Here is a 23673-nt window from a genome sequence, read left to right as displayed (position 1 = left end):
GCTAATCCCGGAATGTCAGTGGCCCGAGCGGGGTATGCGTGGGGGTCAGTTGCCGCGACGGGAGGACAGTGATGGATGTGACGTACCACGAAACGCCCGGCGACGTGGCCCGGCCCGGGCTCGGCGTCGATCCGGCGGCGTTGACCACCGACGACCTGCTGCGTGAGCTGCGCAGCCTGCACGACAGCAGGCACCTGACGTTCCGCCACGGCTCCGAGGACGCGCTGGCCCACCACGACCGGCGTACCGCCGAGCTGGAACGCGAGTACCTGCGCCGGTTCCCCGACCGGGAGATCGACCCGCAGCGGATGCGCGAGGGCTGAAGCTCGGCGAGGGCGACGTACGGTACGGGCGACGGATGAACCGTCGCCCGTACGTCTGCCGCCGTGGCGGTGACGGCGCTCAGCGCGGCGGAGTGCCGAGGTGGACCACCTTCGTCTGGGTCATCTCATCGAGGAGTTCCGGCCCGTATCCGTACCCCTGGCCGCTCGCCCGGCGCGGATGCGCGGCGCCGCCCGGCGCACCGCCGAACACGTTGTTGATCTTCACGGTGCCGGCGGGCAGCTCGCGCCACGCCCGGGTGGCGTGCGCCAGGTCGCGGGTGAGGACCGTCGCGGCCAGGCCGTACTCGCCGCCGCACGCCCGCTCCAGCGCCTCGTCGAACGTGTCGACCACCGCGACCGGGGCGACCGGGCCGAAGGTCTCCTCGCGCATGACGGCCATGTCGTCATTGCACCCGCTGAGGACGGTGGCCGGGTAGAAGGAGCCCGGCCCCGGCGGCACCTCGCCGCCGACGAGCAGTTTCGCGCCGCCGGCGAGCGCCTGCTCCACGTGCGCGTGCACGTGGTCGCGCATGCGCCGGTCGACCAGCGGGCCGAGCTGGGTCTCCGGGGCCAGCCCCGGTCCCGTGCGCAGCGCCTGCGCCTTGGCGACCAGCGCCTCGAGGAACGGTTCCGCGATCGCCTCATGGACGTAGATGCGTTCGACCGCCACGCAGATCTGCCCGGCGTTGGCGAACGAGCCGAGCGCCGCCTGCGTCGCGGCCCACTCGGGGTCGACGTCGGCGTCGACGATGAGGGGATCGTTGCCGCCGTTTTCCAGCAGCACCTTGGTGGGGCGGCCAGCGGCCGCGCGGGCGATCGCCCGGCCGGTCGCCGTGGACCCGACGTGGGCGACGACATCGACCGGCTGCCCGACCAGCAGCGACCCGGTCTCGCCGGCACCGAGCAGCAGGTTGAGCACGCCCTCGGGGAGGTGCTCGGACAGGATCCGCGCCAACAGCCAACCGGTGGCCGGGGTGCGCTCGCTCGGCTTGTACACGACGGTGTTGCCGGTGACCAACGCGGCGCCGATCAGTCCGCAGGAGACCGCGACCGGATCGTTCCACGGGGTGATCGCGGCGACGACGCCGCGCGGCTCGTACACCATGAGGTCGGTGGCGGCGATTCCGCCGTTGAGTGACCGACCACGGTGTACCGGGCCGAGCTCCGCGTACTGGCGCAGCGTGCCCACGCCCGCGTCGACCCCGCCACGCGCGTCCCCGAGCGGCTTGCCCATCTCCAGGGTGGTCAGCCGGGCGAGATCATCCGCGCGCGCGGCGACGGCGTCGGCGGCGCGGTGGACCGCGGCGGCGCGCTCGGCCGCGGGCGTGCGAGCCCAGGTCGCCGCGGCGGATCGGGCCGCGTGGACGGCCGCTTCGACCTCGGTGGGCGCGGACACCGGAGCGGCGAAGAGTTCGCGACCGTCGGCCGGATCGACGACGGTGATGCGCCGATCGCCGTCCACGGCGGCCCACTCCTGGCGGACGAGTCTTTCGATGTCGGTCATGGCGGCTACATGTCCCGATTCCGCAATTCGCAAACGCCGAGCGAAGTTGATCACTTCGGGTCGCGGTCCTCGATCTTCCGGGTGTGGTCGAGGGCGTGCCAGGTCGGCGCCACCTTAGCGGCCACCGCCGACAATCCGTTCGTACTCGCTTGATCGGATGACGGCGGCCGGCCGTCCGGACGTTCTTCGTCCACAGTGGTGCTTTTCGGAGCGGCCGAGAACGGGAAGTGTCGATTCGTTCACCGCTCGTAGGCTCCCTCCCCATGACATCGCTTGGGGAGGCGCGAATGTGGAAGAGGGCGTTCGTCGTGGCCGCCGCGGCCCTGACGCTGGCGGCGTGCGGACCCGACCAGTCGGATTCGCACGTTGGGACGGTTACGTCGACGGTCGTCGATGCGACACCTGACGCGTCGCCGAGCCCGTCGCCGTCCGAGGTGCCCGTGTCGCCGAGCCCGTCACTGGCCGCGCTGGTGCCGGCCACCCCGACGACGGCGGCTGTCCAGACCGGATCGGCGCCGGGCGGATCGGCTCAAGGCGGCACTACGCAGGGCGGCACGGCGCAGGGCGGGTCGACGGGCGGCGGCCCGACCCGCACGGGTACGTCCGGCTCGGGCGCCACCGGGGGTGGCAGCGCGGCCTGTGGTCAGGACTACTACCGCAACTCCGACGGGGTGTGCGTGCACCGCCCGGCCAGCGGTCCGGGCGCGCCGGCCGGCGCGACGGCGAGGTGCAAGGACGGGACCTACAGCTACAGCACCCACCGCTCGGGTACCTGCTCTCACCACGGCGGCGTCGCGGCGTGGCTCTAGAAGTCCGCTCCGGCGTCGCCGCGCAGCAGTGCCAGCATCTCCGGCAGGTCGAAGAACATGGCGGTGGCGACCGCGGACTGGCGACCAACTGTCGGGTCGGCCCCCGCGGCGAGCAGCGTCGTCACGATCGGCCGGGACTGGCGGAACACCCCGGCGCCCAGCGCCGTCTGGCCCCGGTCGTTGACCCGGTTGACGTCGGCTCCGCGCTGCACCAGCGCGGCGACGGTGTCGGGATGCGCGTGGTAGGCGGCGAGGATCAGCAGGGTGTCGCCGCTGCCGTTGGTGAGGTTGACCGGTAGCCCGGCGTCGACCTGAGCGGCAAGCTCCTCGGTGTGCCCGGAGCGGGCGAGGTCGAACATGCGGTGCGCGTACGCGAGGGTCTCCTCGTCCAACTCGTCGGCCACCGGTCCAGCGTATGCCGCCGCGAGCCGACGGATCTTGGGGAGTTTGACATCGCACGGGGGTGTCGGGCTCCCCAAGATTGGCGATAGGGATCTACTGTCGGGCATGACGCAGGCGAGATCGCATGACGTTGTCGGGGCTCTCCGGGATTTCGTCGACCGGATCGATGCCTTTGATCCTGAGGCCCGAACGGTCGGTGCGCTCGAAATCCGCGACGGCGACGACGAGGTACGGCTGACACTGCGTGCTCCGGTCGCGCGCGCCCTGGTCGAGGCGTTGCGCGGCTACCACGACCCGCGCGACCGGGGTACCTGTGACCATTGCGGCGGTCGGCGGCTGGATGACAACTTCCTGTGCCTGGACTGCCGGCGGCCCAACGGCCTGTTCGGCCAGCTGGTCATGGAACGCGCCGCCCGGCACTCTGAATCTCGGGGAGCCTGACTCGAATACGGTGTCAAACTCCCCGAGGTCCAGGGGCAGCCGCCTCCCGCAGCCGCGCGAACTCCTCGGCGAGCCGCTCCAGCGTGTAGTGGGCGTTGAGACCGCTCGGGTTGGGCAGGATCCATACGGGCGTCCCCGCGATCTTCGTCGGCTGCGGGCCGACCGCCGCCGCGCGGTCGCCGAACGCCGTCCGGTACGCGCCGACCCCCAGGACCGCGAGCCAGCGCGGACGGTACTCGTCGATCTTCGCGGTCAGCGCCGCGCCGCCGGCGACCAGCTCCTCGCGGGTGAGCTCGTCGGCCCGCGCCGAGCCGCGCGCTACGAGGTTGGTGATGCCCAGCCCGTACCCGAGGAGCTGTTCCTGCTCGTCGGGGCGCAGCTGGCGGGCGGTGAAGCCGCCCCGGTGCAGCGCCGGCCAGAACCGGTTGCCGGGTCGTGCGAAGTGGTGCCCGGTCGCCGCCGACCACAGGCCGGGATTGATGCCACAGAACAGTACGGCGAGGTCAGGGGCGATGACGTCGGGAATGGTCCGCCCGGCGGCCGCGGCCAGGTCGGCGGGGGAGGGGCGGCTGGGCGCCCGGTCAAGGCTAGGCACCGGGCAACATTGCCACACCGCCGCACCGCGACGGCCGTGGACGCCTACGCCGGGCCCACAGCCGGCGTAGACGCCCAGGGCCGTCGCGGTGGCCTCAGGCGACCACGGTCTCCAGCGGCCGGTCGTAGAAGCGGTGCGCCTCCAGCGCGGTGACGAACGCCGTGACGAACGCGTCGTCCGGGGCGCCGGACTCCTCGCGGGCGACGACGCCCGCGGCCGCACCGCCACCGCCCAGGCCGTTGGCGAACGGCGGCAGGTGCGCGGTCTCGAACAGCGACGTACCCGCCCCGAGCGCGGCGAGTGGCTTCGCGTGCTTGTACGCCTCGGCGAGGAAGTGCAGCGCCTGGGCGTTCGACCGCAGCGCCGCCGCGGCGTCCGTCCCGTCCGGCACCACCACGGCGTCGTAGAGCACGGAGGCGACGGTGCTGATCGCCCGGTCGACCGGCAGGCTCGCGCCGTCGGTGGTGCGCACCGTGCCGTCGGCCGGCGCCAGCAGCTCGGGTACGGCGTCGTCGCGCCGCAGCGCGTCGCGCAGGGCCGTCACGCTCGCCGCGTCGACCCCGTCGGTGACCAGGAAGGCGATCCGCAGCCCCTTGATGCCGCGGCCGCCCTTGTTGGTCTGGCTGAGCGCCGGCGAGCTGCGGCCGTGGTTGTCGACCGCCTTGGCCGGCTCGGCCACGCCGACACCGGCCGCCACGGCGACGGCCAGGTCGTGGTCGACGTGGTTGAGATGGTCGACGACGCGCTCGCGGATGTACCGGCGCTCGACATGGCCCAGCTCGAACCGGTACGCCTCGACGATGTGCTTCTTCTCCCACGCCGACATGCTGTTCCAGAACAGGGTCGCCTGGCCGTAGTGGTCGGCGAAGCTCTCCGGGCGTCGGCGCAGCTTGCGCCCGTCCTCCAACTCCGGGTAGTGGACGTACCCGTTCTCGCCGGGGATCTTCGGGTACCCGTCGCTGATCGAGTTCGGGTGGTAGTTGGCCTCCCGGCGCGGCACCTCGTCGTAGTGGAACCCGTCCTGCTGGTGGTTGACGACGGGCGCGATCGGCCGGTTGATCGGGATCGAGGCGAAGTTCGGGCCGCCCAGGCGCGTGAGCTGGGTGTCGAGGTACGAGAACAGGCGGGCCTGCATCAGCGGGTCGTCGGTGAAGCCGATGCCGGGCACCACGTTCTGCACGCAGAACGCCACCTGCTCGGTCTCGGCGAAGAAGTTGTCCGGGTTGCGGTTGAGCACCAGCCGGCCCACCGGCCGCACCGGTACCCGCTCCTCGGGCACGATCTTCGTCGGGTCGAGCACGTCGAAGTCGAACCGCTCGGCGTCGGACTCGGTGAACAGCTGAAGACCGAGCTCGTACTCGGGGAACCGGCCCGCCTCGATCAGCTCCCACAGGTCGCGCCGGTTGAAGTCGGGATCCCGCCCGGCGATCTGCTGCGCCTCGTCCCAGACCAGGGACTGCACCCCACGCTTGGGGGTCCAGTGGAACTTGGCGAAGGTCGACCGGCCCTCGGCGTTGATGAGCCGGAAGCTGTGCACACCGAAGCCCTGCATCGTGGCGAAGCTGCGCGGGATGGCCCGGTCGGACATCAGCCACATGATCATGTGCATGGTCTCGGGCTGGAGGGAGACGAAGTCCCAGAACGTGTCGTGGGCCGACGCGCCGGTCGGGATCTCGTTGTGCGGCTCCATCTTGACCGCGTGGACGAAGTCGGGGAACTTGATGCCGTCCTGAATGAAGAAGACCGGGATGTTGTTGCCGACGAGGTCGAAGTTGCCCTGCGACGTGTAGAACTTCGTCGCGAAGCCCCGCACGTCGCGTACCGTGTCCGCCGATCCCCGCGGCCCCTGTACGGTCGAGAAGCGGACGAACACCGGCGTCTCCGCCAGCGGATCGCGGAGGAACTCCGCGGTCGTGTACTCGGCAAGCGAATCGTCGTACGCCTGGAAGTAGCCGTGCGCCCCCGAGCCGCGCGCGTGCACGACGCGCTCCGGGATCCGCTCGTGGTCGAACCGGGTGAGCTTCTCCCGGAGGTGGAAGTCCTCCAGCAGGGTCGCGCCGCGCTGGCCGACTTTCAGCGAGTTGTCCGTGTCTTCGACCGGGATGCCCTGGTCGGTGGTGAGGTAGCTGCCGTGCTTCTCGACCGCGTGGGCGCGCAGCTGCTCGTCCTTGACCGACGTAGGTGGGTTGTCGTCGCGACGCTGGGTTGTCATGGCCCACCTCCTCAGAGGCTCGCTTGGAGAAGCGTCACCGCCTACTACCGCAAATGGAACCGTTCAACCCTGCGTCGATAGCCGGGATCGGCTCGCGACGTGTCGGGCTTCGATCGCCGGGTATAGCAGCGGTGCCGTCCGGACGCCTCGTGCGCCGGCGGCCCCTGGAGGTGGGTTCGGTGCCTTTGCGCGACGGCGCGACCGAGCAAGGACAAGGACAGAGCAAGGAGCCGCAGGGACAGAGCGGGGACCCGGACCGGCCGTTCGAGACGACGCAGCCGGCGGGCGAGCGCGACAGCCCCGCCAGTGAGAAGGTCGCCGTCGAGGAGGCCGCCGAGGCCGAGGCGCGCGCGCTGACCCGGGACAGACCCGAGCTGGGCAAGCCCGGCCCGCCGCTCAACCGCCGCTCGCCGTACATCGTGGGCATGTTCGGCGCCGCCGGTGTCGCGACCACGTACATCCTGCTCGAACTGGTGCTGCGCGCCGGCAACGTACTGCTCCTGATCGTGCTCGCGCTGTTCCTGGCCATCGGGCTCGACCCCGCCGTGCAGTGGCTGATCCGCCGCGGGCTGCCGCGCTGGGCGGCGGTGACGCTGGTGAGCCTGGTCATCGTCGGCGCGGTCCTGGGCTTCGTCGCCGCGGCGATCCCGCCGCTGGCGGCGCAGACCACCCAGCTCGTCAAGGAGCTGCCGACCTACTGGAAGCAGCTCAACAACCACAGCTCGACGCTGGGGCGGCTGGAAGCCCACTATCACCTACGCGAACGCGTCAGCCAGCTGTTCACCGCCGCCGGCGGGGCGAAGCTGTTCGGGGGCCTGCTCGGCGCCGGCATGATCGTGGTGGACGCCTTCGTCTCCGCGTTCACCGTGCTGGTACTGACCATCTACCTGCTGGCCGACATGCCCCGGATCCGGAGGCTGATCTACCGCCTGGTGCCCCGGACCCGCCGGCCGCGCGCGATCCTGCTCGGCGACGAGATCTTCGGCAAGGTCGGCGGGTACGTGCTGGGCAACCTGATCACCTCGGCGATCATCGGGGTCGGCACGTTCGTCTGGCTCGCGATCTGGCACATCCCGTACCCGCTGCTGCTGTCGATCATGGTTGCGCTCTTCGACCTGATCCCGGTGATCGGCTCGCCGCTGGCAGGACTCATCGTCACGCTCGTGGCGCTCACGATCTCGTTCCCGGTCGCGCTCTTCACCGGCATCTTCTACGCCGGGTACAAGCTCACCGAGGACTACGTGCTCGTGCCGCGCATCATGGGCCGCGCGGTCGAGGTGCCCGCGACCGCCACGGTCGTGGCGGTCCTGATCGGCGGAACCGCCCTCGGGCTCGTCGGCGCCCTGGTGGCCATCCCGGTGGCCGCCGGCATCCGGCTGCTGCTCCGCGAGGTCGTCTACCCCCGGCTCGACCGCACCTGAGGCGGTCCGGTCCGACCGCACCTGAGGCGGTCCGGTCCGACCGCACCTGAGGCGGTCCGGTTTGGCGCGCGGACCGGTGGGGTAGGTCGCGCCGGACCGGCGGACGAGAACCTTCGCGCCGCGCGGACTGCCCGTACGCGACTGTTCCGCCGTCAGGAGGCGTTTGCCATGAGTGACGCTCCTACCGTCGTCGGCATCAACCGGACGCAGGACGGCTCCGTCGCCGTGGTCACCGGCCCCGGGACCGTGTACAGCCTGCAGAAGGAGCGGCTGACGCGGCGCAAGCACCACTGGGGGCGGCTCGGCGACCTCGCCAACCTCTACGTGCCGGCCCTGGCAGCCCTGCGCGGGCCGATCGACCTGGTCGTGGAGTGCTACTCCTCCGACCCCGAGATCGAGCACCTGGCGGCGTACCGCGAGGAGATCGCGCAGTGCCTGACCTTCCGTGACGACCGCCGGGTGGCGACCGTTTCCCACCACCTCGCCCACCTGTACAGCGCCTTCTACCCCTCGCCGTTCGCACGGGCCGCCGTGATGGTCGTGGACGCGCAGGGCAGCCGCGTGAAGGACTTCACCGAGGAGTTTCCCTCCACCGAGGCGGCGCCGGACCTGCTGGAGGTCGCGTCGTTCTACACCTGCGAGCGGGGCCGCGTCGGGTGCGTCGGAAAGCAGCTCTGGCACGGCGACTGGGCCGATCCGGCCGGGCTCGGCTGCTTCTACTACCTGCTGACCCGCACGATCTTCCCCGGGGAGGGCAACGAGGGGAAGGTGATGGGCCTGGCCCCGTTCGGTCAGCCGCACGCCCTCGGCCTACCCGACCTGCCGGTCGACGGGTTCCGGGTATACATCCCCGACGAGTGGCTGGAGATCTTCGCCGACCGCGACCGGTTCGCGTTCTTCGCAACCGGCACCGGCACGTTCGAAGACTGCGCCAACCTGGCCGCCGAGGGGCAGCGCGCGTTCGAGTCCGCCCTGCTGAGGGTCGCCGGCTGGGTGTACCGCGAGACCGGCGCGGCCAACCTCTGCTTCGCCGGCGGAACGGCGCTCAACTGCTCGGCCAACGGCCGGCTCCTGCGCGAGAGCGGGTTCACCGACGTCTTCATCCCGCCCAGCCCCCACGACGGCGGCACCGCGCTGGGCTGCGCCCTCTACGGCATGATCGAGTGTCTCGAGCAGCCCAGCGAGTTCCGCTGGGTCAACGACTTCCTCGGTCCCGATCCGGACCCGGGCGCGGTGGAGGACGCGCTGCGCGCCGCGCCACCGGACCTCGTCGTCGAGCGGCCGGCCGACCTCGTCGACGAGATCGTGCGGCTGCTCGACTCCGGCCGGGTGGTCGGGCTGCACTCCGGCCGCAGCGAGTCGGGACCCCGCGCGCTCGGCGATCGGAGCATCCTCGCCGACGCCCGCCACCCGGAGCTGCAGCGGTTCATCAACTCGCAGGTCAAGGGCCGCGAGTGGTTCCGGCCGCTGGCGCCGATCGTGCTGGCCGACGCCGCCGCGACCATCTTCGACGTCGACCGGCCGGCGCCGTTCATGCAGTACGCGGCCGAGGTCCGGCCCGCCTACCGCGCCGCGCTACCGGCGATCACGCACATCGACGGGACCGCGCGCCTGCAGACCGTCGAGGAGGCCAACACCCCATTCCTGTACACGCTGCTGACCGCCTTCGCGGCGCGCACGGGCTGCCCGGTGCTGCTGAACACGTCCCTCAACCGCAAGGGCGACCCACTGGTGGAGACCCCGCGGGACGCGCTGGACTGCCTGCGACAGACGTCGATGCATGCGCTCGCGATGCCGCCGTACCTGGTGCGCAAGCGGGTGGAGCCCCCGGTTCCGGGCCGGTGACGACGGTGGTCGACAACGCGGTCGGGATCACCTGCCTGGGCCACGCCACGTTCCGCTTCACCACGCCCGAGGCGAAGGTGGTCCTGGTCGACCCGTGGACCTACGGCAACCCGCTCTGCCCCGAGTCGGCCAGGGACGTGGGCGCGGTCGACCTGATTCTGATCACGCACGGCCACCACGACCACCTCGGCGACGTGTTCACCGTCGCCCGGACCGGAGCGCCGACGATCGTCGCCGTGGCGGAGCTGGGCAACTGGCTGCGGTCGCGGGGTATGCCGCACGTACGGACGATGAACGTCGGCGGCATCGTTGACCTGGCGGGCGTGCGGGTGACGATGACGCCGGCCGAGCACAGCTCGAGCATCGACGGCGACCCCGGCGCGTACGTCGGCGTCGCCGCCGGTTTCGTGCTGCATTTCTCCAACGGCGCCCGGATCTACCATGCCGGAGACACCGCCGCGTTCCCCGGCATGCGGCTGATCCACGAGGTGTACCGGCCCGACCTTGCCCTGCTGCCGATGGGGGACGAGCACACGATGGGGCCCGAGGAGGCCGCCGTGGCGACCCGCCTGCTCGGGGTGGACCGGGTGGTGCCGATGCACTACGGGATCAGCCCCGGTTCCCGGGACGTGCCGGCCCGGTTCCGTCGCGCTCTCGACGACCTCGGGCTCGACCGGGTCGAGCTGATCGAGATGGCCCCCGGGCAGAGCATCGCGTGGGGCGGCCCGTCAGCCGGGCAGCGGGCCCGCCAGCCGGTCGAGCACGTTGTGGGTGATCCGGTCCACCGCCGGTGAGCGACCGTCGCGCAGCAGCCGCGCCCAGTCGGTGGTGGCGGCGGTGAAGACGGTCCCGTTCGCGGTGTACAGGCCCATCGTCGCGGCCCGGTTGCCGCGCCCCCAACCGCTCGCGGCGAGGTCACCGACGCCCAGGATCGTGAAGCTGTCCGGGGTCCCGTCGGCACCGGTCGGTCGGGCCGCCCACCCGCGCGCCAGCCGGCCGCGGTCGAAGTGGGCGCCGTCGCACTCGTACCCGACGAGGTACTCGTCCGGCAGGTCGCCGAAGCTGTCGCCGTCGCGCAGGCCGGTGCCCTCGTACACCCAGTGGTCGGTGTGCTGGGCCCGGTAGCCCACCGGGACGGGATGGGTGTCGCGGTCACGCTCCCCGCCGTTGCGGAAGCTCACGCCGGTGAGGGTGTTCTCGGGGGCACCGAGATCCGACCAGAAGGCCACCCGGCGGAAGGTGGCGTCGTCGTCGAACTCCACGCGCCACCAGCACGTGTTGCCGCCGAAGAAGGCGACGTTCCCGCCGGCCCGGACGAACCCCTCCACGTGCGCGCGCATCGCGTCCGACCAGTACTCGTCGTGGCCGACCGACAGCAGCAGCCGGTACCGGCGCAGCAGGTCCGGACCGCCGGCGTCGTGCACGTCGAGGTCGGTGCAGTAGTCGACGCGGTGGCCGGTGCGCTCCAACCACGAGATGAAGGGCGCGTCCCAGTGGGCGAACGTCTGCCGGGGGGTCGGGTCGTACGGGTCGAAGTTGTCGAGGTCCCACGGCGTGCCGCCCACCCCGCCGCCGGGCCGTCGCCAGGAGACCGATCGGGGGACCGGCGCCGGAACGTCACCGGGCTCGGGCAGGGTGTACAGGCACCAGCCGCCGCGGCCGGTCGTCGGGTCGTACCGGCGCGGTGTCACCTGGTTGTAGGCGTGGTAGGTCAGCAGCGGCAGCTTGTACAGGATGGACGCGCCGATCCGGTCGCCCCGGACGACGAACAGCGCCCTCGCGTGCCGGGCGTCCGGGCCGTGACCGTCCGCGCGCACGAGATCGCGCCCCCGGCCGTCGCCCTCGATGAGGGTCGCGAGGTACACCCCCGAGGGCCAGTCGCGCGGGATGGTGAACGGGTAGGCCGGCCAGCCCGGCAGCTCCTCCCCGTGCAGACCGGCGCCGGGCCGGCCCCAGTCCTGGTACGGCGGGTGGGCGGGCAGCCGGTGCCCGTCATACCAGGAGGATCGCGCGTGGAGCGGGATACCGTCGCCCCACCGGTGCAGCTCGACGCGGAACTCGGGGGCGTCCGTCGACACGCGCAGCGTCAGCCGGCCGCCGGCCGGCACGGTGGGGTGGTCCGGGTAGCCGTAGATCATGCGGGTTCCCGATCGGCTCGACGGCGACTGGCCAGCGCCGTCCTGCCTTCCCCGTCGTCCGGGGCTATTCACCACCCGTCGCGCGGCACCGGGTGTCGCGGGCGTCGATCACCAGCCCCGCGCGCGCCACTCCGGGATGGACGGCCGTTCGGCGCCGAGCGTGCTGTCGTTGCCGTGGCCCGGGTAGAACCAGGTCTCGTCGGGCAGCCGCCCGAAGATCTTGGTCTCCAGGTCGGTCATGAGCGAGTTGAAGTCGTGCGGGTTCGTCGTCCGTCCCGGCCCACCGGGGAACAGCGAGTCGCCGGTGAACAGGTGGGGGTGCCCGGCCGGGTCCCGGTAGAGCAGCGCGACCGAGCCGGGCGTGTGCCCGACGAGGTGGATGACCTCGAGCTCAGCGTCGCCGACCTGCACCCGGTCGCCGTCCTTGAGGGTCTGCGACACGATCGGGATCTCCGGCGCGTCGGCCTCGTGCGCCAGCGACTCGGCGCCGGTGATGCCGACCACGTCGGACAGGCCCTGCCAATGGTCGGCGTGCCGGTGCGTGGTGACCACGGTCGCGAGGCCCCCCTCGCCGAGCAGCGACAGCAGCCGGTGCGGCTCGTTGGCCGCGTCGATCAGCAGCTGCTCGCCGGCGCTGCGCAGCAGGTAGGCGTTGTTGTCCATGGGGCCGACGGAGACCTTGATGATGGTCAGGTCGGCCAGTTCGCGGATGTCCGGCGGACCGCCGGGGGAGACCTTGCCGGTGTACGTCACCACCACATTCTCACTTCCACACCGGCACGGTCGGTAGCGGCCCCTCCGGTGTCACCGTCAGGTCGGCGCCGTCGGAGCGACCGCTGAGCCACGCGGCGAGCGCATGGCCGCTGCCGCTGACGGTCACCGCCGGGCCGGTACCGATGGACAGCTCGTGGTCGAGGTCGGTGGCGTGCAGCCGGGCCGGCGCCATCCCGTCGGCCAGGTCGGTGGCGAGGTCGTGCAGCAGCCGGTGGACGAAGGCGTCGGACCAGTCGGCCGGCCGGTACCCGGCGTCGAGGTCGACCTGGTGGATCTCCAGTTCGCACAGCCGGGCCCAGGGAACGTAGGCCGCCGGCCGGGTGTGGCCCCCGCGCCAGCGCACGGTGTTCGCCCAGGCGTCCGGGGGCATCGCGGCGATGGCGGCGTCGAGCCGCGCCCCCGCCGCCGACAGGTCGGCGACCTGCTCGGCGACGGGCCGGCCGGCCCCGGCTTCGATGTCGGCGTCGCGCCGGCGGTCGTCGGGGTACATCGGCGTGTCGACCCCGGTGCGGGCGCCGGTCAGCAGGTTGACACACGCGTCGGCGTTGCGCGCGACGTGTGTCAGCAGGTGCCCGCGGGTCCAGCCGGGCAGCCGCGACGGCTCGGCGATCGCGGCGTCGTCGAGATCGCGCGCCATCTCGAGCAGCCGGGCCGTTGCCCGGTCGATCTCGGGAAGGAGTACGAGCGGGTCGGCGGTCATGACCACACTTTATGCCCGGTCCGGCGGCACGTTCCCGACGGCCGTGACCGACCGCGGCGAGCCGATATTCGGTTTCCCCGCCGCCGCCGCGCCCCTACCGTCGTGGGTGAACGCGTTCATCGTCATATCGGGCGGAAGGGCAGGTGGTGGGCGTGCAAGGCGTCTTTCCGCCGCATCCGTGGACCTCCACGGACCCGCCGCATCCGCAGACCTCCACAGACAAGGAAGACGATGACGTTCGACCTGGGGTCCCTGGGCTGGGATCCGTCCTTCGCCGCCGCGTACGCCGGCTATGACCGCCCCTCGCGGCGGCCGGGCCGGGTCATGCGGGTCGACCGTGGGGTCTGCACCGTCCTGGGCGAGTCCGGCGCGGTACGGGCGAGCCTCGCGGGTGCGGTCCTCGCCGCCGCCGCGTGCGACCCCGGCGTACTGCCGTGCGCCGGTGACTGGGTGGTCGTACACACCTGGCCGGACCGTCGGGTGACGGTCGAGTCCGTGCTGCCCCGCCGCAACGCGGTCGGGGGCGGCGGCAGGTATGGTCGGCCGCTCGCCGCCAACCTGGATGCCGTCGCCGTGGTCGAGCCGCTCGAGCCCGCCCCGGACGGCGGTCGGATCGCGCGGCTGCTCGCTCCGGTCGCCGCCGCCGGCGTCACGTCCGTGGTGGTCCTGACGACGGCGGGCCGGGGGGACGCGCGCCCCCGCCCGGTCGCCCCCGGCGTGCCGGTGCACGTGGTCGACGTCCGTACCGGCGCCGGGCTGGCGCACCTGCGCCGGTACACCGGGCGCGGGCGGACCCTCGGCCTGCTCGGGAGTTCCCGCGCGGCCCGGGCGGGCGTGGTCGACGCGCTGGCCGGGGCGACCGTGTTGACGACGCAGGCGCTGCGCGCCGACGGCCGGGGCAGGCGTACGACGAGCCTGCGGGGCCTGATCCCGGTGCCGGGCGGGGGTGTGGTGATCGACACCCCCGAGGCCGAGCCGGCCGACCTGCCGGCGGTCACGCTGCGGAAGCTTTCATGATCGTGGAGAGTTCGGGGGGCCATCGCCCCGCGAACTCTCCACGATCATGACTCGGAGCCGGGCGGGCGTGACCGCGCGCCGGGCCGCGTCGTTGGCCAACACGGAAGGCCCGTACCGCGACCGGCGGGGGCGGTGTGCTGCGTACTCTGGTGACGGCGGTCTGGCGGCGGCAAGAAATGTCAGACCCCCCGGATACAGTTGCTGCGGCACCCGGATGGGTGTGAATCGGGACAGACCAACTACTGAGGGCGGGCCGTGGCCGACCGACTGATCATTCGCGGAGCGCGGGAGCACAACCTGCGCGATGTCAACCTCGAGCTTCCTCGGGACGCGCTGATCGTCTTCACCGGGCTGTCCGGCTCGGGCAAGTCCAGTCTCGCCTTCGACACGATCTTCGCCGAGGGTCAGCGGCGGTACGTGGAGTCGCTGTCGTCGTACGCCCGGCAGTTCCTGGGCCAGATGGACAAGCCCGACGTCGACTTCATCGAGGGTTTGAGCCCCGCGGTCTCCATCGACCAGAAGTCGACCTCGCGCAACCCGCGGTCGACGGTCGGCACGATCACCGAGGTCTACGACTACCTGCGGCTGCTCTACGCCCGGGTGGGCGAGCCGCACTGCCCGGTCTGCGGCGAGGCGATCGCCAAGCAGACGCCGCAGCAGATCGTCGACCGGGTGCTGGCCATGGAGCCGGGCACCCGTTTCCAGGTGCTCGCGCCCGTGGTGCGCGAGCGCAAGGGTGAGTACGTCGACCTCTTCGCCGAACTGCAGTCGAAGGGCTTCGCCCGGGTCCGCGTCGACGGCGTGGTGCATCCGCTGACCGAGCCGCCCAAGCTCAAGAAGCAGGAGAAGCACACCATCGAGGTGGTCGTCGACCGTCTCGCCGTCAAGCCCAGTGCCAAGCAGCGGCTGACCGACTCGGTCGAGACGGCCCTCAAGCTCGCCGCCGGCGTGGTGATCCTGGAGTTCGTCGACCTACCCGATGACGACCCGCACCGCGAGCGGCGCTTCTCCGAGCACCTGGCCTGCCCCAACGACCACCCGCTGGCCATCGACGACCTGGAGCCGCGCAGCTTCTCGTTCAACTCACCCTTCGGCGCCTGCCCGGAGTGCACCGGCATCGGCACCAAGAAGGAGGTCGACCCGGAGCTGATCATCCCGGATGTGGAGCGCAGCCTGCGGGAAGGCGCGATCCAGCCGTGGTCGGGCGGCCACAGCCTCGACTACTTCCTGCGCCTGTTGGAGGCGCTCGGCTCCGACCTGGGCTTCAGCCTGGACACCCCGTGGCGGGCGCTGCCCAGCCGGGCCCAGAAGGCGATCCTGTACGGCTCCGGCGACCAGGTCCACGTGCGCTACCGCAACAAGTACGGCCGGGAGCGGTCGTACTACACGGGCTTCGAGGGCGTCGTGCAGTGGATCGAGCGCCGGCACAACGACACCGAGTCCGAGTGGTCGCGGGAGAAGTACGAGGGGTACATGCGCGATGTGCCGTGCGCCGCGTGCGGTGGCGCCCGGCTCAAGCCGGAGATTCTCGCGGTGACCCTCGACGGCCGCAGCATCGCCGAGCTGTGCAACCTCTCGGTGGGCGAGTGCGCCGAGATCCTTGGCCAGATGAAGCTGACCGGCCGGCAGAAGATGATCGCCGAGCGGGTGCTCAAGGAGATCAACGCCCGGCTGCGCTTCCTGGTCGACGTCGGCCTGGACTACCTGTCGCTGGACCGGGCCGCCGGCACGCTGTCCGGCGGTGAGGCGCAGCGCATCCGGCTGGCCACCCAGATCGGCTCCGGCCTGGTCGGCGTGCTGTACGTGCTCGACGAGCCCAGCATCGGTCTGCACCAGCGCGACAACCACCGGCTGATCGAGACCCTGGTCCGGCTCAAGTCGCTCGGCAACACACTGATCGTGGTCGAGCACGACGAGGACACCATCCGCACCGCCGACTGGATCGTCGACATCGGACCGGGCGCGGGCGAGCACGGCGGCAAGATCGTACACACTGGATCGGTCGCCGACCTGCTCGCCTGCGAGGAGTCGCTGACCGGGGCCTACCTGTCGGGCCGGCGGAGCATCCCGACGCCGCAGGTCCGCCGACCGCGTACGGCCGGCCGTGAGCTGACCGTGCACGGCGCGCGCGAGAACAACCTGCGCAACCTGACCGTGTCGTTCCCGCTCGGCCAGTTCGTGGCCGTGACCGGTGTGTCCGGCTCGGGCAAGTCGACGCTGGTCAACGACATCCTGCACGCGGTGCTCGCCAACCAGATCAACGGCGCCCGCCTGGTTCCGGGCCGGCACACCCGCGTGACCGGTCTGGAAAACGTCGACAAGGTGGTCGGCGTCGACCAGTCACCGATCGGGCGTACGCCGCGGTCCAACCCGGCGACCTACACCGGGGTCTTCGACCACATCCGGCGGCTGTTCGCCGAGACGGCCGAGTCGAAGGTGCGCGGATACGGTCCGGGGCGCTTCTCGTTCAACGTCAAGGGCGGCCGCTGCGAGGCGTGCGCCGGTGACGGCACCATCAAGATCGAGATGAACTTCCTGCCCGACGTGTACGTCCCGTGCGAGGTGTGCAAGGGAGCCCGGTACAACCGCGAGACGCTCGAGGTCCACTACAAGGGCAAGACCATCTCCGAGGTCCTGGACATGCCCATCGAAGAGGCGGCCACCTTCTTCGAGCCGATCTCGGCGATCCACCGTCACCTCAAGACGCTCGTCGACGTCGGCCTCGGGTACGTGCGCCTCGGCCAGCCCGCGCCCACGCTGTCCGGCGGGGAGGCCCAGCGCGTCAAGCTCGCCGCCGAACTGCAGAAGCGGTCGACCGGACGGACGGTGTACGTGCTGGACGAGCCGACGACGGGCCTGCACTTCGAAGACATCCGCAAACTGCTGCTGGTGCTGGAGAGCCTGGTCGACAAGGGCAACACGGTGATCGTGATCGAGCACAACCTCGATGTCATCAAGACCGCCGACTGGATCATCGACATGGGTCCGGAGGGCGGGCACAAGGGCGGCACCGTCGTCGCGGCCGGCACGCCCGAGGAGGTCGCCGAGATCCCGGAGAGCCACACCGGCCAGTTCCTGCGCCCGATTCTCGGGCTCGACGGCGAGCCGGCCGGCGGCACCGCCCAGGCGCGCGCCGAGAAGGCGAACGGCTCCGGTCGGCAGCCCGCGAAGAAGGCGGTGAAGAGCCCGGCCCGCAAGGCGGCCAAGCGGACGGCGACCGCCGCCCGCTGACGCTGTCCGTCGGTCATTGCCGGCGACCGCCTGGCGTGCTCACCCGACGCTGACCGCCGTGGACCACGGCGGTCGGCGTCAGGTACCCGTCTCATAATTTGTCGACCGTCGCGGGCACCGATACCGTGTCGCCCCGCACGCTGTCGTGGGCCGCGCTGAACCGGCCGGCACCCGGCTGCGTAAATACGGACGACAGAGGCTTTTCTACCGATGAGGAGCGAGATGAGCGAGACGACCAGGCGTAACGTGCTCGCCGGCGCCGCTGGCGTCGGTGCCGCCGCGGTGCTTGCCGCCTGTAGCGGTAACACATCCGACAACGGCGCAAGCGGGGGCGCGAACACCAACGCCGGCGGACAGACCGCTCCCACCACCGCCGCGCAGCAGCAGTCCGGCCAGTCCGGCCAGTCCGGCCAGTCCGGCCAAGCTGGCCAAGCCGGCCAGCAGGGTGGCGGCGCGGCGCTGGCGAAGAAGACCGACATCCCCGTCGGCGGCGGCAAGGTCATCGCCGCGCAGGGCATCGTCGTCACCCAGCCGGCCGCCGGCAAGTTCAAGGCGTTCAGCGCGAGGTGCCCCCACGCCGGCTGCATGGTCAACACCGTCGCGAACGGCACCATCAACTGCCCCTGCCACGGCAGCAAGTTCTCGGCGGCCGACGGCTCCGTCAAGGCCGGTCCCTCTCCGTCGGGGCTCGCGCCCAAGAACGTCACGGTCCAGGGCGACGAGATCGTACTCGCCTGAGCGTGCGTGGGCGTCCGGGTCGACGAACCGCCTGGGCGCCCACCGAACGCCGGTTTTGACATAGGCGCGGGCTACGCTCGCATACGTGCCTGATCCGTCCACGTACCGCCCCGCCTCGGGCACCATCCCCGAACAGCCCGGTGTCTACCGGTTCCGTGATCCGACCGGCCGGGTGATCTACGTCGGCAAGGCCAAGAGCCTGCGGCAGCGGCTCAACTCGTACTTCGCCGACGTCTGGACGCTCCATCCGCGGACCCAGCAGATGGTCACGACGGCGGGCTCGGTCGACTGGGTGACGGTCGGCACCGAGGTCGAAGCCCTCCAGCTCGAGTACGCGTGGATCAAGGAATACGATCCGCGCTTCAACGTCCGTTACCGCGACGACAAGTCATACCCGTACCTCGCGGTGACCCTCGACGAGGAGTACCCGCGGCTGCAGGTGATGCGGGGCGCCAAGCGCAAGGGCGTGCGCTACTTCGGTCCGTACGCCCACGCCTGGGCCATCCGCGAGACGCTCGACCTGCTGCTGCGGGTGTTCCCGGCGCGCACCTGCAAGGCCGGTGTGTTCCAGCGGGCGCACCGGATGGGCCGTCCGTGCCTGCTCGGAGACATCGGCAAGTGCTCGGCGCCGTGCGTCGGGCGGGTGAGCGCCGACGAGCACCGCCAGATCGTGCTCGACTTCTGCGACTTCATGGCCGGCAAGACCGACTTGCTGATGAAACGGCTCGAGCGCGAGATGCAGCAGGCCTCCAGCGAGCTGAACTTCGAGCTCGCCGCCCGGCTGCGCGACGATCTGATGGCGTTGCGCCGGGCCATGGAGAAGCAGGCCGTCGTCTTCGGCGACGGCACCGACGCCGACGTCGTCGCGTTCGCCGACGACCCCCTCGAAGCCGCGGTGCAGGTGTTCCATGTGCGCGGTGGCCGGGTGCGCGGCCAGCGCGGGTGGGTGGTCGAGAAGACCGAGGACCTCGGCCCCGGCGACCTCGTCCACCACTTCTGCTCCCAGGTGTACGGCGAGGAGGCGGCCGCGAACGGTGCGGCCAGCGGGATCCCGCGCGAACTGCTGGTGCCCGAGCTGCCGGCGGATGTGGACGCCCTGGCGGACTGGCTGTCCGGGCTGCGCGGCAGCCGGGTCACGATCCGGGTTCCCCAGCGGGGCGACAAGAAGACGCTCCAGGAGACCGTCGCGCACAACGCCGAGCAGGCCCTGGCCCGGCACAAGCTGCGTCGGGCCGGTGACCTGACCACCCGCAGCAGGGCCCTGGAAGAGTTGGCTGACGCGCTCGCTCTCGACAGCGCCCCGCTGCGCATCGAGTGTTACGACGTGTCGCAGATTCAGGGCACCGACGTGGTGGCGAGCATGGTCGTGTTCGAAGACGGGCTCGCGCGTAAGAGCGAGTACCGGCGGTTCGCGATCACGGGCCAGAGCGACGACGTGTCGGCGATCTCGGAGGTGCTGCGGCGCCGTTTCAGCCGGTACCGGCAGGAGGTGGCCGAGAGCGTGGCGGCCGCCGACCCCGGCGACCTGCCCGGCATCGATCCGGAGACCGGCCGGCCGCGCCGGTTCGCGTACCCGCCGCAGTTGGTCGTGGTCGACGGAGGCCAGCCGCAGGTGAACGCGGCCGCTCGGGTGATGGCCGACCTGGGCGTGACCGACGTGGCCGTCTGCGGGCTGGCGAAGCGGTTGGAAGAGGTGTGGATACCGGACGAGGAGTTCCCGCTGATCCTTCCGCGTACGTCGGAGGGGTTGTACCTGCTTCAGCGGGTCCGCGACGAGGCCCACCGCTTCGCGATCACCTACCACCGGCAGAAGCGGTCGAAGCGGATGGTCGCCTCCGACCTCGACGGCGTGCCCGGCCTCGGCGAGGTGCGGCGGAAGGCGTTGCTGCGCCACTTCGGCTCGCTCAAGCGGCTGAAGGTGGCGACCGTCGACGAGATCGTGGAGGTGCCGGGGATCGGCCGCCGCACCGCGGAGGCCATTCTGGCGGCCGTCGGCACGCCGGCGATCGGTGATCCTGCTCGCACCAACGGCCGACCGGCCTCCGGCCAAAGCGGCACAGTTCTCCCTACAGCGGGCATGACCGACGCCGATCGCGCGCCCGAGGCAACCTAGGATCGTTGCCGGGGTGAGCCGTCCGCGACGTCATCGCGGCAGCCGGGCGACGGGCGAGGGGGAAGCGTGACGCTACGAACGGCACCTACCGGGGAGACACCTGAGCCGCTGCGCTCGGACACCGACCTGGTCATCGTGACCGGCATGTCCGGCGGCGGCCGGAGCACCGTGGCCCGGGCGCTGGAGAACGTCGGCTACTACGTGGTGGACAACCTGCCACAGGCGCTCATGATCGACATGGCTGAGCTGGCGTTCGCCGCCGGCGGCTCGGCGCGGCGCACCGCGATGGTGCTCGACGTGCGCAGCCGGGCGTTCTCCACCGACCTGGCCGGCGCCATCAAGGCGCTGCGGGAGCGGGGTTTCCAACCGCAGGTGGTCTTCGTCGATGCCGACACGGACGTGCTGATCCGGCGGTTCGAAAGCGTCCGGCGCCCGCACCCGATGCAGGGGGAGGGGCGGCTGTCCGACGGCATCGCCGCCGAGCGGGAGCTGCTGCGGGAGGCGCGCGAGCAGGCCGACGTCTTCATCGACACCAGCCACCTCAACGTCAACCAGTTGCGGGCGCGCGTCGAGGAGATGTTCGCCGCGGAGGACACCCGCCGGCTGCGGGTTACCGTGCTGTCGTTCGGCTTCAAGTACGGGCTGCCGCCCGACGCCGACTTCGTCGTCGACGCCAGGTTCCTGCCCAACCCCTACTGGGTGCCGGAGCTGCGCGACAGGTCCGGCCGGGAGCAGGAGGTCAGCCGGTACGTGCTGAGCCAGCGCGGGGCCGTGACGTTCGTGGAGACGCTGGCTCGACTGCTCAATGCGACCGCTCCCGGTTTCGAGCGGGAGGGGAAGCGGTACGTCACCATTGCCGTCGGCTGCACCGGCGGCAAGCACCGCAGCGTCGCGATCGCGGAGGAGTTGGCGCGCCGGCTGCGCGAGGGGCGGATGGCCGCGTCAGCTCAGCATCGCGACCTGGGCCGTGAGTGAGTGAGTGAGTGGGCGGACCGGCGGGCACAGCGGGCCGGTGCACCTGCCCGGGGCGCCGGGCCGGGTGACGGCGTGCTTCCGGCCGGGGGAGCGGGGCTGCGCGACGCCGTCCGTGCCGTGCGGCTGAGAATGATCCGGCCCGCAGGGCACCGGGCGCCGAGCCGTACCATTCGCGGAGCGCACCGAAGGGTTGCCGTCACGAAAAGCGCAGCGGAGGGTCACCGTGGGTGAAGCGGATGCGGTCCGCGTCGTCGCGTTCGGCGGCGGGCACGGGCTGTCGGCGTCACTGCGCGCCCTGCGTCTGCTGCGCCAGCAGTGGAGTAGTGAGCGGCAGCCGCGGTCGCTCGACATCACCGCGGTCGTCACGGTCGGCGACGACGGAGGCTCCAGCGGGCGGTTGCGGGCCGAGCGCGGCGGGCTGCCCCCGGGCGACCTGAGGCAGGCGCTGGTCGCGTTGGCGGACGTCGACGGTCCGGATGGCACGCTCACGGCGGATCTCTTCCAGTACCGCTTCGACGGCGACGGCCCCCTGTCCGGCCACGCGGTCGGCAATCTCGCGCTGCTCGGCCTGATGGAACTGCTGGGCGACCCGGTGGCGGCGCTCGACCACGCCGCCGGGATGCTGGACTGCTGCGGCCGGGTGCTGCCCATGTCGCGCCACGCGGTGAGCATCGAGGCCGACGTGCTCGGTGGCGAGCCGGCGCGGCCCGACGACGTGGTGGTCGTGCGGGGACAGCACGCGGTCGCGGTGACCCCCGGCGCGGTGCGGCGGATACGCCTGCGGCCCGAGCACGTCGCCACCTGCGTCGAGGTGCTGTCGGCGGTGGAGGCGGCGGACTGGCTGATCTTCGGTCCCGGTTCGTGGTTCACGAGTGTCATCCCTCACCTCCTGCTGCCCGAGCTGGGCGCCGCGGTCGCCGCCAGTCGAGCGAAGCGCCTGGTCATCCTCAATCTGGTGGCGGAGAAGGAGACGCACGGACTCTCGTTGCCGGAGCATTTGGCCGCCTTGACCCGTTACCTACCGGGCCTCCGGGTCGATGTAGTACTTGCTGACGGGAAAGCGGTCGGAGACCCTGAGCCGGTACATCGTGCGGCAGAAACGCTGGGCGCACGGTTGTCGCTGGCGCCTGTCGCCGCGCCAGACGGGTCTGCTCGGCACGACCCGGCCGCGTTGGCGGCAGCCCTGGAGGCGGTGCTAGGTCTTCCATGATCGAGTCGGCCCGCTTGGGCCGGCGATGGATACTGACGCACAGACGACGGATCGGCCCACGAGGTGACGACACAATGGCGATGACCGGCGCGGTCAAAGACGAGCTCAGCCGGGTTAGCGTGACCAAGCCCTGCTGCCGCCGGGCGGAGATGGCGGCGCTCCTGCGGTTCGCGGGCGGCCTGCACATCGTCTCCGGACGGGTGGTGGTGGAGGCGGAGCTGGACACCAACGCGGTGGCCCGGCGGCTGCGGACCGAGATCGCTGAGGTCTACGGCTACGCCAGCGAGGTGCACCTGTTGGCCTCCGGCGGGCTGCGCAAGGCCACGCACTTCATCCTGCGGGTCGTCAAGGACGGCGAGGCCCTCGCGCGCCAGACCGGCCTGCTGGACGTCCGCGGCCGTCCGGTCCGGGGCCTGCCGGCGCACGTCGTCTCGGCCAACATGTGCTGCGCCGTCGCCGCCTGGCGCGGCGCGTTCCTGGCCCACGGCTCGCTGACCGAGCCGGGGCGCTCCTGCGCGCTGGAGGTCACCTGCCCCGGCCCGGAATCCGCGCTCGCGCTGGTCGGCGCTGCCCGGCGGGTGGGCATCACGGCGAAGGCGCGGGAGGTGCGCGGCGTCGACCGCGTCGTGGTCAAGGACGGTGACGCGATCGGCGCACTGCTCACCCGCATCGGCGCGCACAACAGCGTGCTGGCCTGGGAGGAGCGGCGGGTGCGGCGTGAGGTCCGCGCCACGGCCAACCGGCTGGCCAACTTCGACGACGCCAACCTGCGCCGCTCCGCCCGGGCGGCGGTCGCGGCGGCGGCGCGCGTGTCCCGGGCGCTGGAGATTCTCGGCGACACCGCACCGCACCACCTCTCCAGCGCCGGCAAGCTGCGGCTGGAGCACCGGCAGGCCTCGCTGGAGGAGCTGGGCGCCCTCTCGGACCCGCCGTTGACCAAGGACGCGATCGCCGGCCGGATCCGCCGGCTGCTGGCCCTGGCCGACAAGCGCGCCCGCGATCTCGGCATCCCGGACACCGAGTCCGCTGTCACCCCGGAGATGATGGCGAGCTGACGCCGCGCCCGGCCAGGGGAATCGACGCCAGCGAACCGGTCGGGATGATCGAAAATGGTCCCCCCGTGCGGCGGCGGATTCCCATTGGCGATATCGTCACGTTGTTCGGCGACGAGGCCGACTCGGTTCGCTCGCCGGGCGTCGCCGTCGCGTGGTCGGTCGGTCTAACG

At 71.7% G+C, this 23673-nt stretch carries 20 protein-coding genes; 13 read left to right on the top strand and 7 right to left on the bottom strand.

Going from position 1 to position 23673, the window contains the following annotated elements; all coding sequences use genetic code 11:
- The first annotated feature begins 77 nt into the window (after nucleotides 1–77).
- A complete protein-coding gene (locus tag HC031_RS12065; RefSeq protein ID WP_420813629.1) occupies nucleotides 78–323 on the top strand; it encodes a DUF6158 family protein in 246 nt (81 codons plus the stop codon).
- A 79-nt stretch (nucleotides 324–402) separates the two neighbouring features.
- On the opposite strand, the gene HC031_RS12060 is transcribed toward HC031_RS12065, so the two are convergent.
- On the bottom strand, nucleotides 403–1827 hold the full coding sequence (locus HC031_RS12060; RefSeq protein ID WP_167925328.1) for an aldehyde dehydrogenase family protein: 1425 nt from the start codon (nucleotides 1825–1827) through the stop codon (nucleotides 403–405).
- A 287-nt stretch (nucleotides 1828–2114) separates the two neighbouring features.
- Between HC031_RS12060 and HC031_RS12055 the strand changes: the two genes are divergently transcribed.
- On the top strand, nucleotides 2115–2636 hold the full coding sequence (locus HC031_RS12055; RefSeq protein WP_167925426.1) for a DUF3761 domain-containing protein: 522 nt from the start codon (nucleotides 2115–2117) through the stop codon (nucleotides 2634–2636).
- On the opposite strand, the gene HC031_RS12050 is transcribed toward HC031_RS12055, so the two are convergent.
- Nucleotides 2633–3040: an ankyrin repeat domain-containing protein gene (locus tag HC031_RS12050; RefSeq protein ID WP_167925327.1), complete on the bottom strand. Its 408-nt coding sequence runs from the start codon at nucleotides 3038–3040 to the stop codon at nucleotides 2633–2635. The two genes, HC031_RS12055 and HC031_RS12050, sit on opposite strands and share 4 nt — an antisense overlap.
- 103 nt (nucleotides 3041–3143) lie before the next feature.
- On the opposite strand from HC031_RS12050, the gene HC031_RS32505 reads away from it, so the two are divergent.
- Nucleotides 3144–3479: a hypothetical protein gene (locus HC031_RS32505; RefSeq protein WP_205862615.1), complete on the top strand. Its 336-nt coding sequence runs from the start codon at nucleotides 3144–3146 to the stop codon at nucleotides 3477–3479.
- Nucleotides 3480–3492: 13 nt separating this feature from the next.
- Here the strand turns inward: HC031_RS32505 and mug are convergent, their stop codons facing one another.
- Nucleotides 3493–4074, bottom strand: a complete 582-nt coding sequence (gene mug, locus HC031_RS12040) for a G/U mismatch-specific DNA glycosylase (RefSeq protein ID WP_167925325.1) — start codon at nucleotides 4072–4074, stop codon at nucleotides 3493–3495.
- A gap of 94 nt (nucleotides 4075–4168) precedes the next feature.
- Nucleotides 4169–6286 (bottom strand): catalase, encoded by a 2118-nt coding sequence (locus HC031_RS12035; RefSeq protein WP_167925324.1) that lies wholly within the window; start codon nucleotides 6284–6286, stop codon nucleotides 4169–4171.
- 179 nt (nucleotides 6287–6465) lie between these two features.
- Between HC031_RS12035 and HC031_RS12030 the strand changes: the two genes are divergently transcribed.
- The 3 genes from HC031_RS12030 to HC031_RS12020 all read left to right on the top strand — a co-directional run bounded on the left by HC031_RS12030 (nucleotide 6466) and on the right by HC031_RS12020 (nucleotide 10346).
- A complete protein-coding gene (locus HC031_RS12030; protein WP_205862614.1) occupies nucleotides 6466–7707 on the top strand; it encodes an AI-2E family transporter in 1242 nt (413 codons plus the stop codon).
- Between the two features lie 168 nt (nucleotides 7708–7875).
- Nucleotides 7876–9552, top strand: a complete 1677-nt coding sequence (locus HC031_RS12025) for a carbamoyltransferase family protein (RefSeq protein ID WP_167925322.1) — start codon at nucleotides 7876–7878, stop codon at nucleotides 9550–9552.
- Nucleotides 9549–10346: a metal-dependent hydrolase gene (locus HC031_RS12020; RefSeq protein ID WP_167925321.1), complete on the top strand. Its 798-nt coding sequence runs from the start codon at nucleotides 9549–9551 to the stop codon at nucleotides 10344–10346. Before HC031_RS12025 ends, HC031_RS12020 begins: the two co-directional genes overlap by 4 nt.
- On the opposite strand, the gene HC031_RS12015 is transcribed toward HC031_RS12020, so the two are convergent.
- The 3 genes from HC031_RS12015 to HC031_RS12005 form a co-directional block, all read right to left on the bottom strand.
- Nucleotides 10281–11690, bottom strand: a complete 1410-nt coding sequence (locus HC031_RS12015; protein WP_167925320.1) for a N,N-dimethylformamidase beta subunit family domain-containing protein — start codon at nucleotides 11688–11690, stop codon at nucleotides 10281–10283. The genes HC031_RS12020 and HC031_RS12015 overlap by 66 nt on opposite strands.
- Nucleotides 11691–11798: 108 nt before the next feature.
- On the bottom strand, nucleotides 11799–12443 hold the full coding sequence (locus HC031_RS12010; RefSeq protein ID WP_167925425.1) for an MBL fold metallo-hydrolase: 645 nt from the start codon (nucleotides 12441–12443) through the stop codon (nucleotides 11799–11801).
- 10 nt (nucleotides 12444–12453) lie between these two features.
- Nucleotides 12454–13164: a maleylpyruvate isomerase family mycothiol-dependent enzyme gene (locus HC031_RS12005; RefSeq protein ID WP_167925319.1), complete on the bottom strand. Its 711-nt coding sequence runs from the start codon at nucleotides 13162–13164 to the stop codon at nucleotides 12454–12456.
- Nucleotides 13165–13395: 231 nt separating this feature from the next.
- Between HC031_RS12005 and rsgA the strand changes: the two genes are divergently transcribed.
- From rsgA to whiA, 7 genes are all read left to right on the top strand, one after another.
- Entirely contained in the window at nucleotides 13396–14181 is a 786-nt protein-coding gene (gene rsgA, locus HC031_RS12000) for a GTPase RsgA (RefSeq protein ID WP_167925318.1), read from the top strand.
- Nucleotides 14182–14436: 255 nt separating this feature from the next.
- Complete coding sequence (gene uvrA / locus HC031_RS11995) at nucleotides 14437–17412, top strand: excinuclease ABC subunit UvrA (RefSeq protein ID WP_167925317.1); 2976 nt, start codon at nucleotides 14437–14439, stop codon at nucleotides 17410–17412.
- A 222-nt stretch (nucleotides 17413–17634) separates the two neighbouring features.
- On the top strand, nucleotides 17635–18150 hold the full coding sequence (locus tag HC031_RS11990) for a Rieske (2Fe-2S) protein (RefSeq protein ID WP_167925316.1): 516 nt from the start codon (nucleotides 17635–17637) through the stop codon (nucleotides 18148–18150).
- An 85-nt stretch (nucleotides 18151–18235) separates the two neighbouring features.
- Nucleotides 18236–20263: an excinuclease ABC subunit UvrC gene (gene uvrC / locus HC031_RS11985; protein WP_167925315.1), complete on the top strand. Its 2028-nt coding sequence runs from the start codon at nucleotides 18236–18238 to the stop codon at nucleotides 20261–20263.
- Between the two features lie 66 nt (nucleotides 20264–20329).
- A complete protein-coding gene (rapZ, locus tag HC031_RS11980; protein ID WP_338090612.1) occupies nucleotides 20330–21238 on the top strand; it encodes an RNase adapter RapZ in 909 nt (302 codons plus the stop codon).
- Nucleotides 21239–21461: 223 nt separating this feature from the next.
- The gene (locus HC031_RS11975) at nucleotides 21462–22448 is read left to right on the top strand and encodes a uridine diphosphate-N-acetylglucosamine-binding protein YvcK (protein WP_167925314.1); all 987 of its coding nucleotides are present in this window, start codon (nucleotides 21462–21464) and stop codon (nucleotides 22446–22448) included.
- Nucleotides 22449–22522: 74 nt separating this feature from the next.
- Complete coding sequence (gene whiA / locus HC031_RS11970) at nucleotides 22523–23503, top strand: DNA-binding protein WhiA (protein ID WP_167925313.1); 981 nt, start codon at nucleotides 22523–22525, stop codon at nucleotides 23501–23503.
- The last annotated feature ends 170 nt before the right edge of the window (nucleotides 23504–23673 follow it).

Source organism: Planosporangium thailandense (assembly GCF_011947195.1).
Taxonomy (GTDB): Bacteria; Actinomycetota; Actinomycetes; order Mycobacteriales; family Micromonosporaceae; genus Planosporangium; species Planosporangium thailandense.
This window is presented reverse-complemented; position numbering and strand designations above follow the sequence as displayed.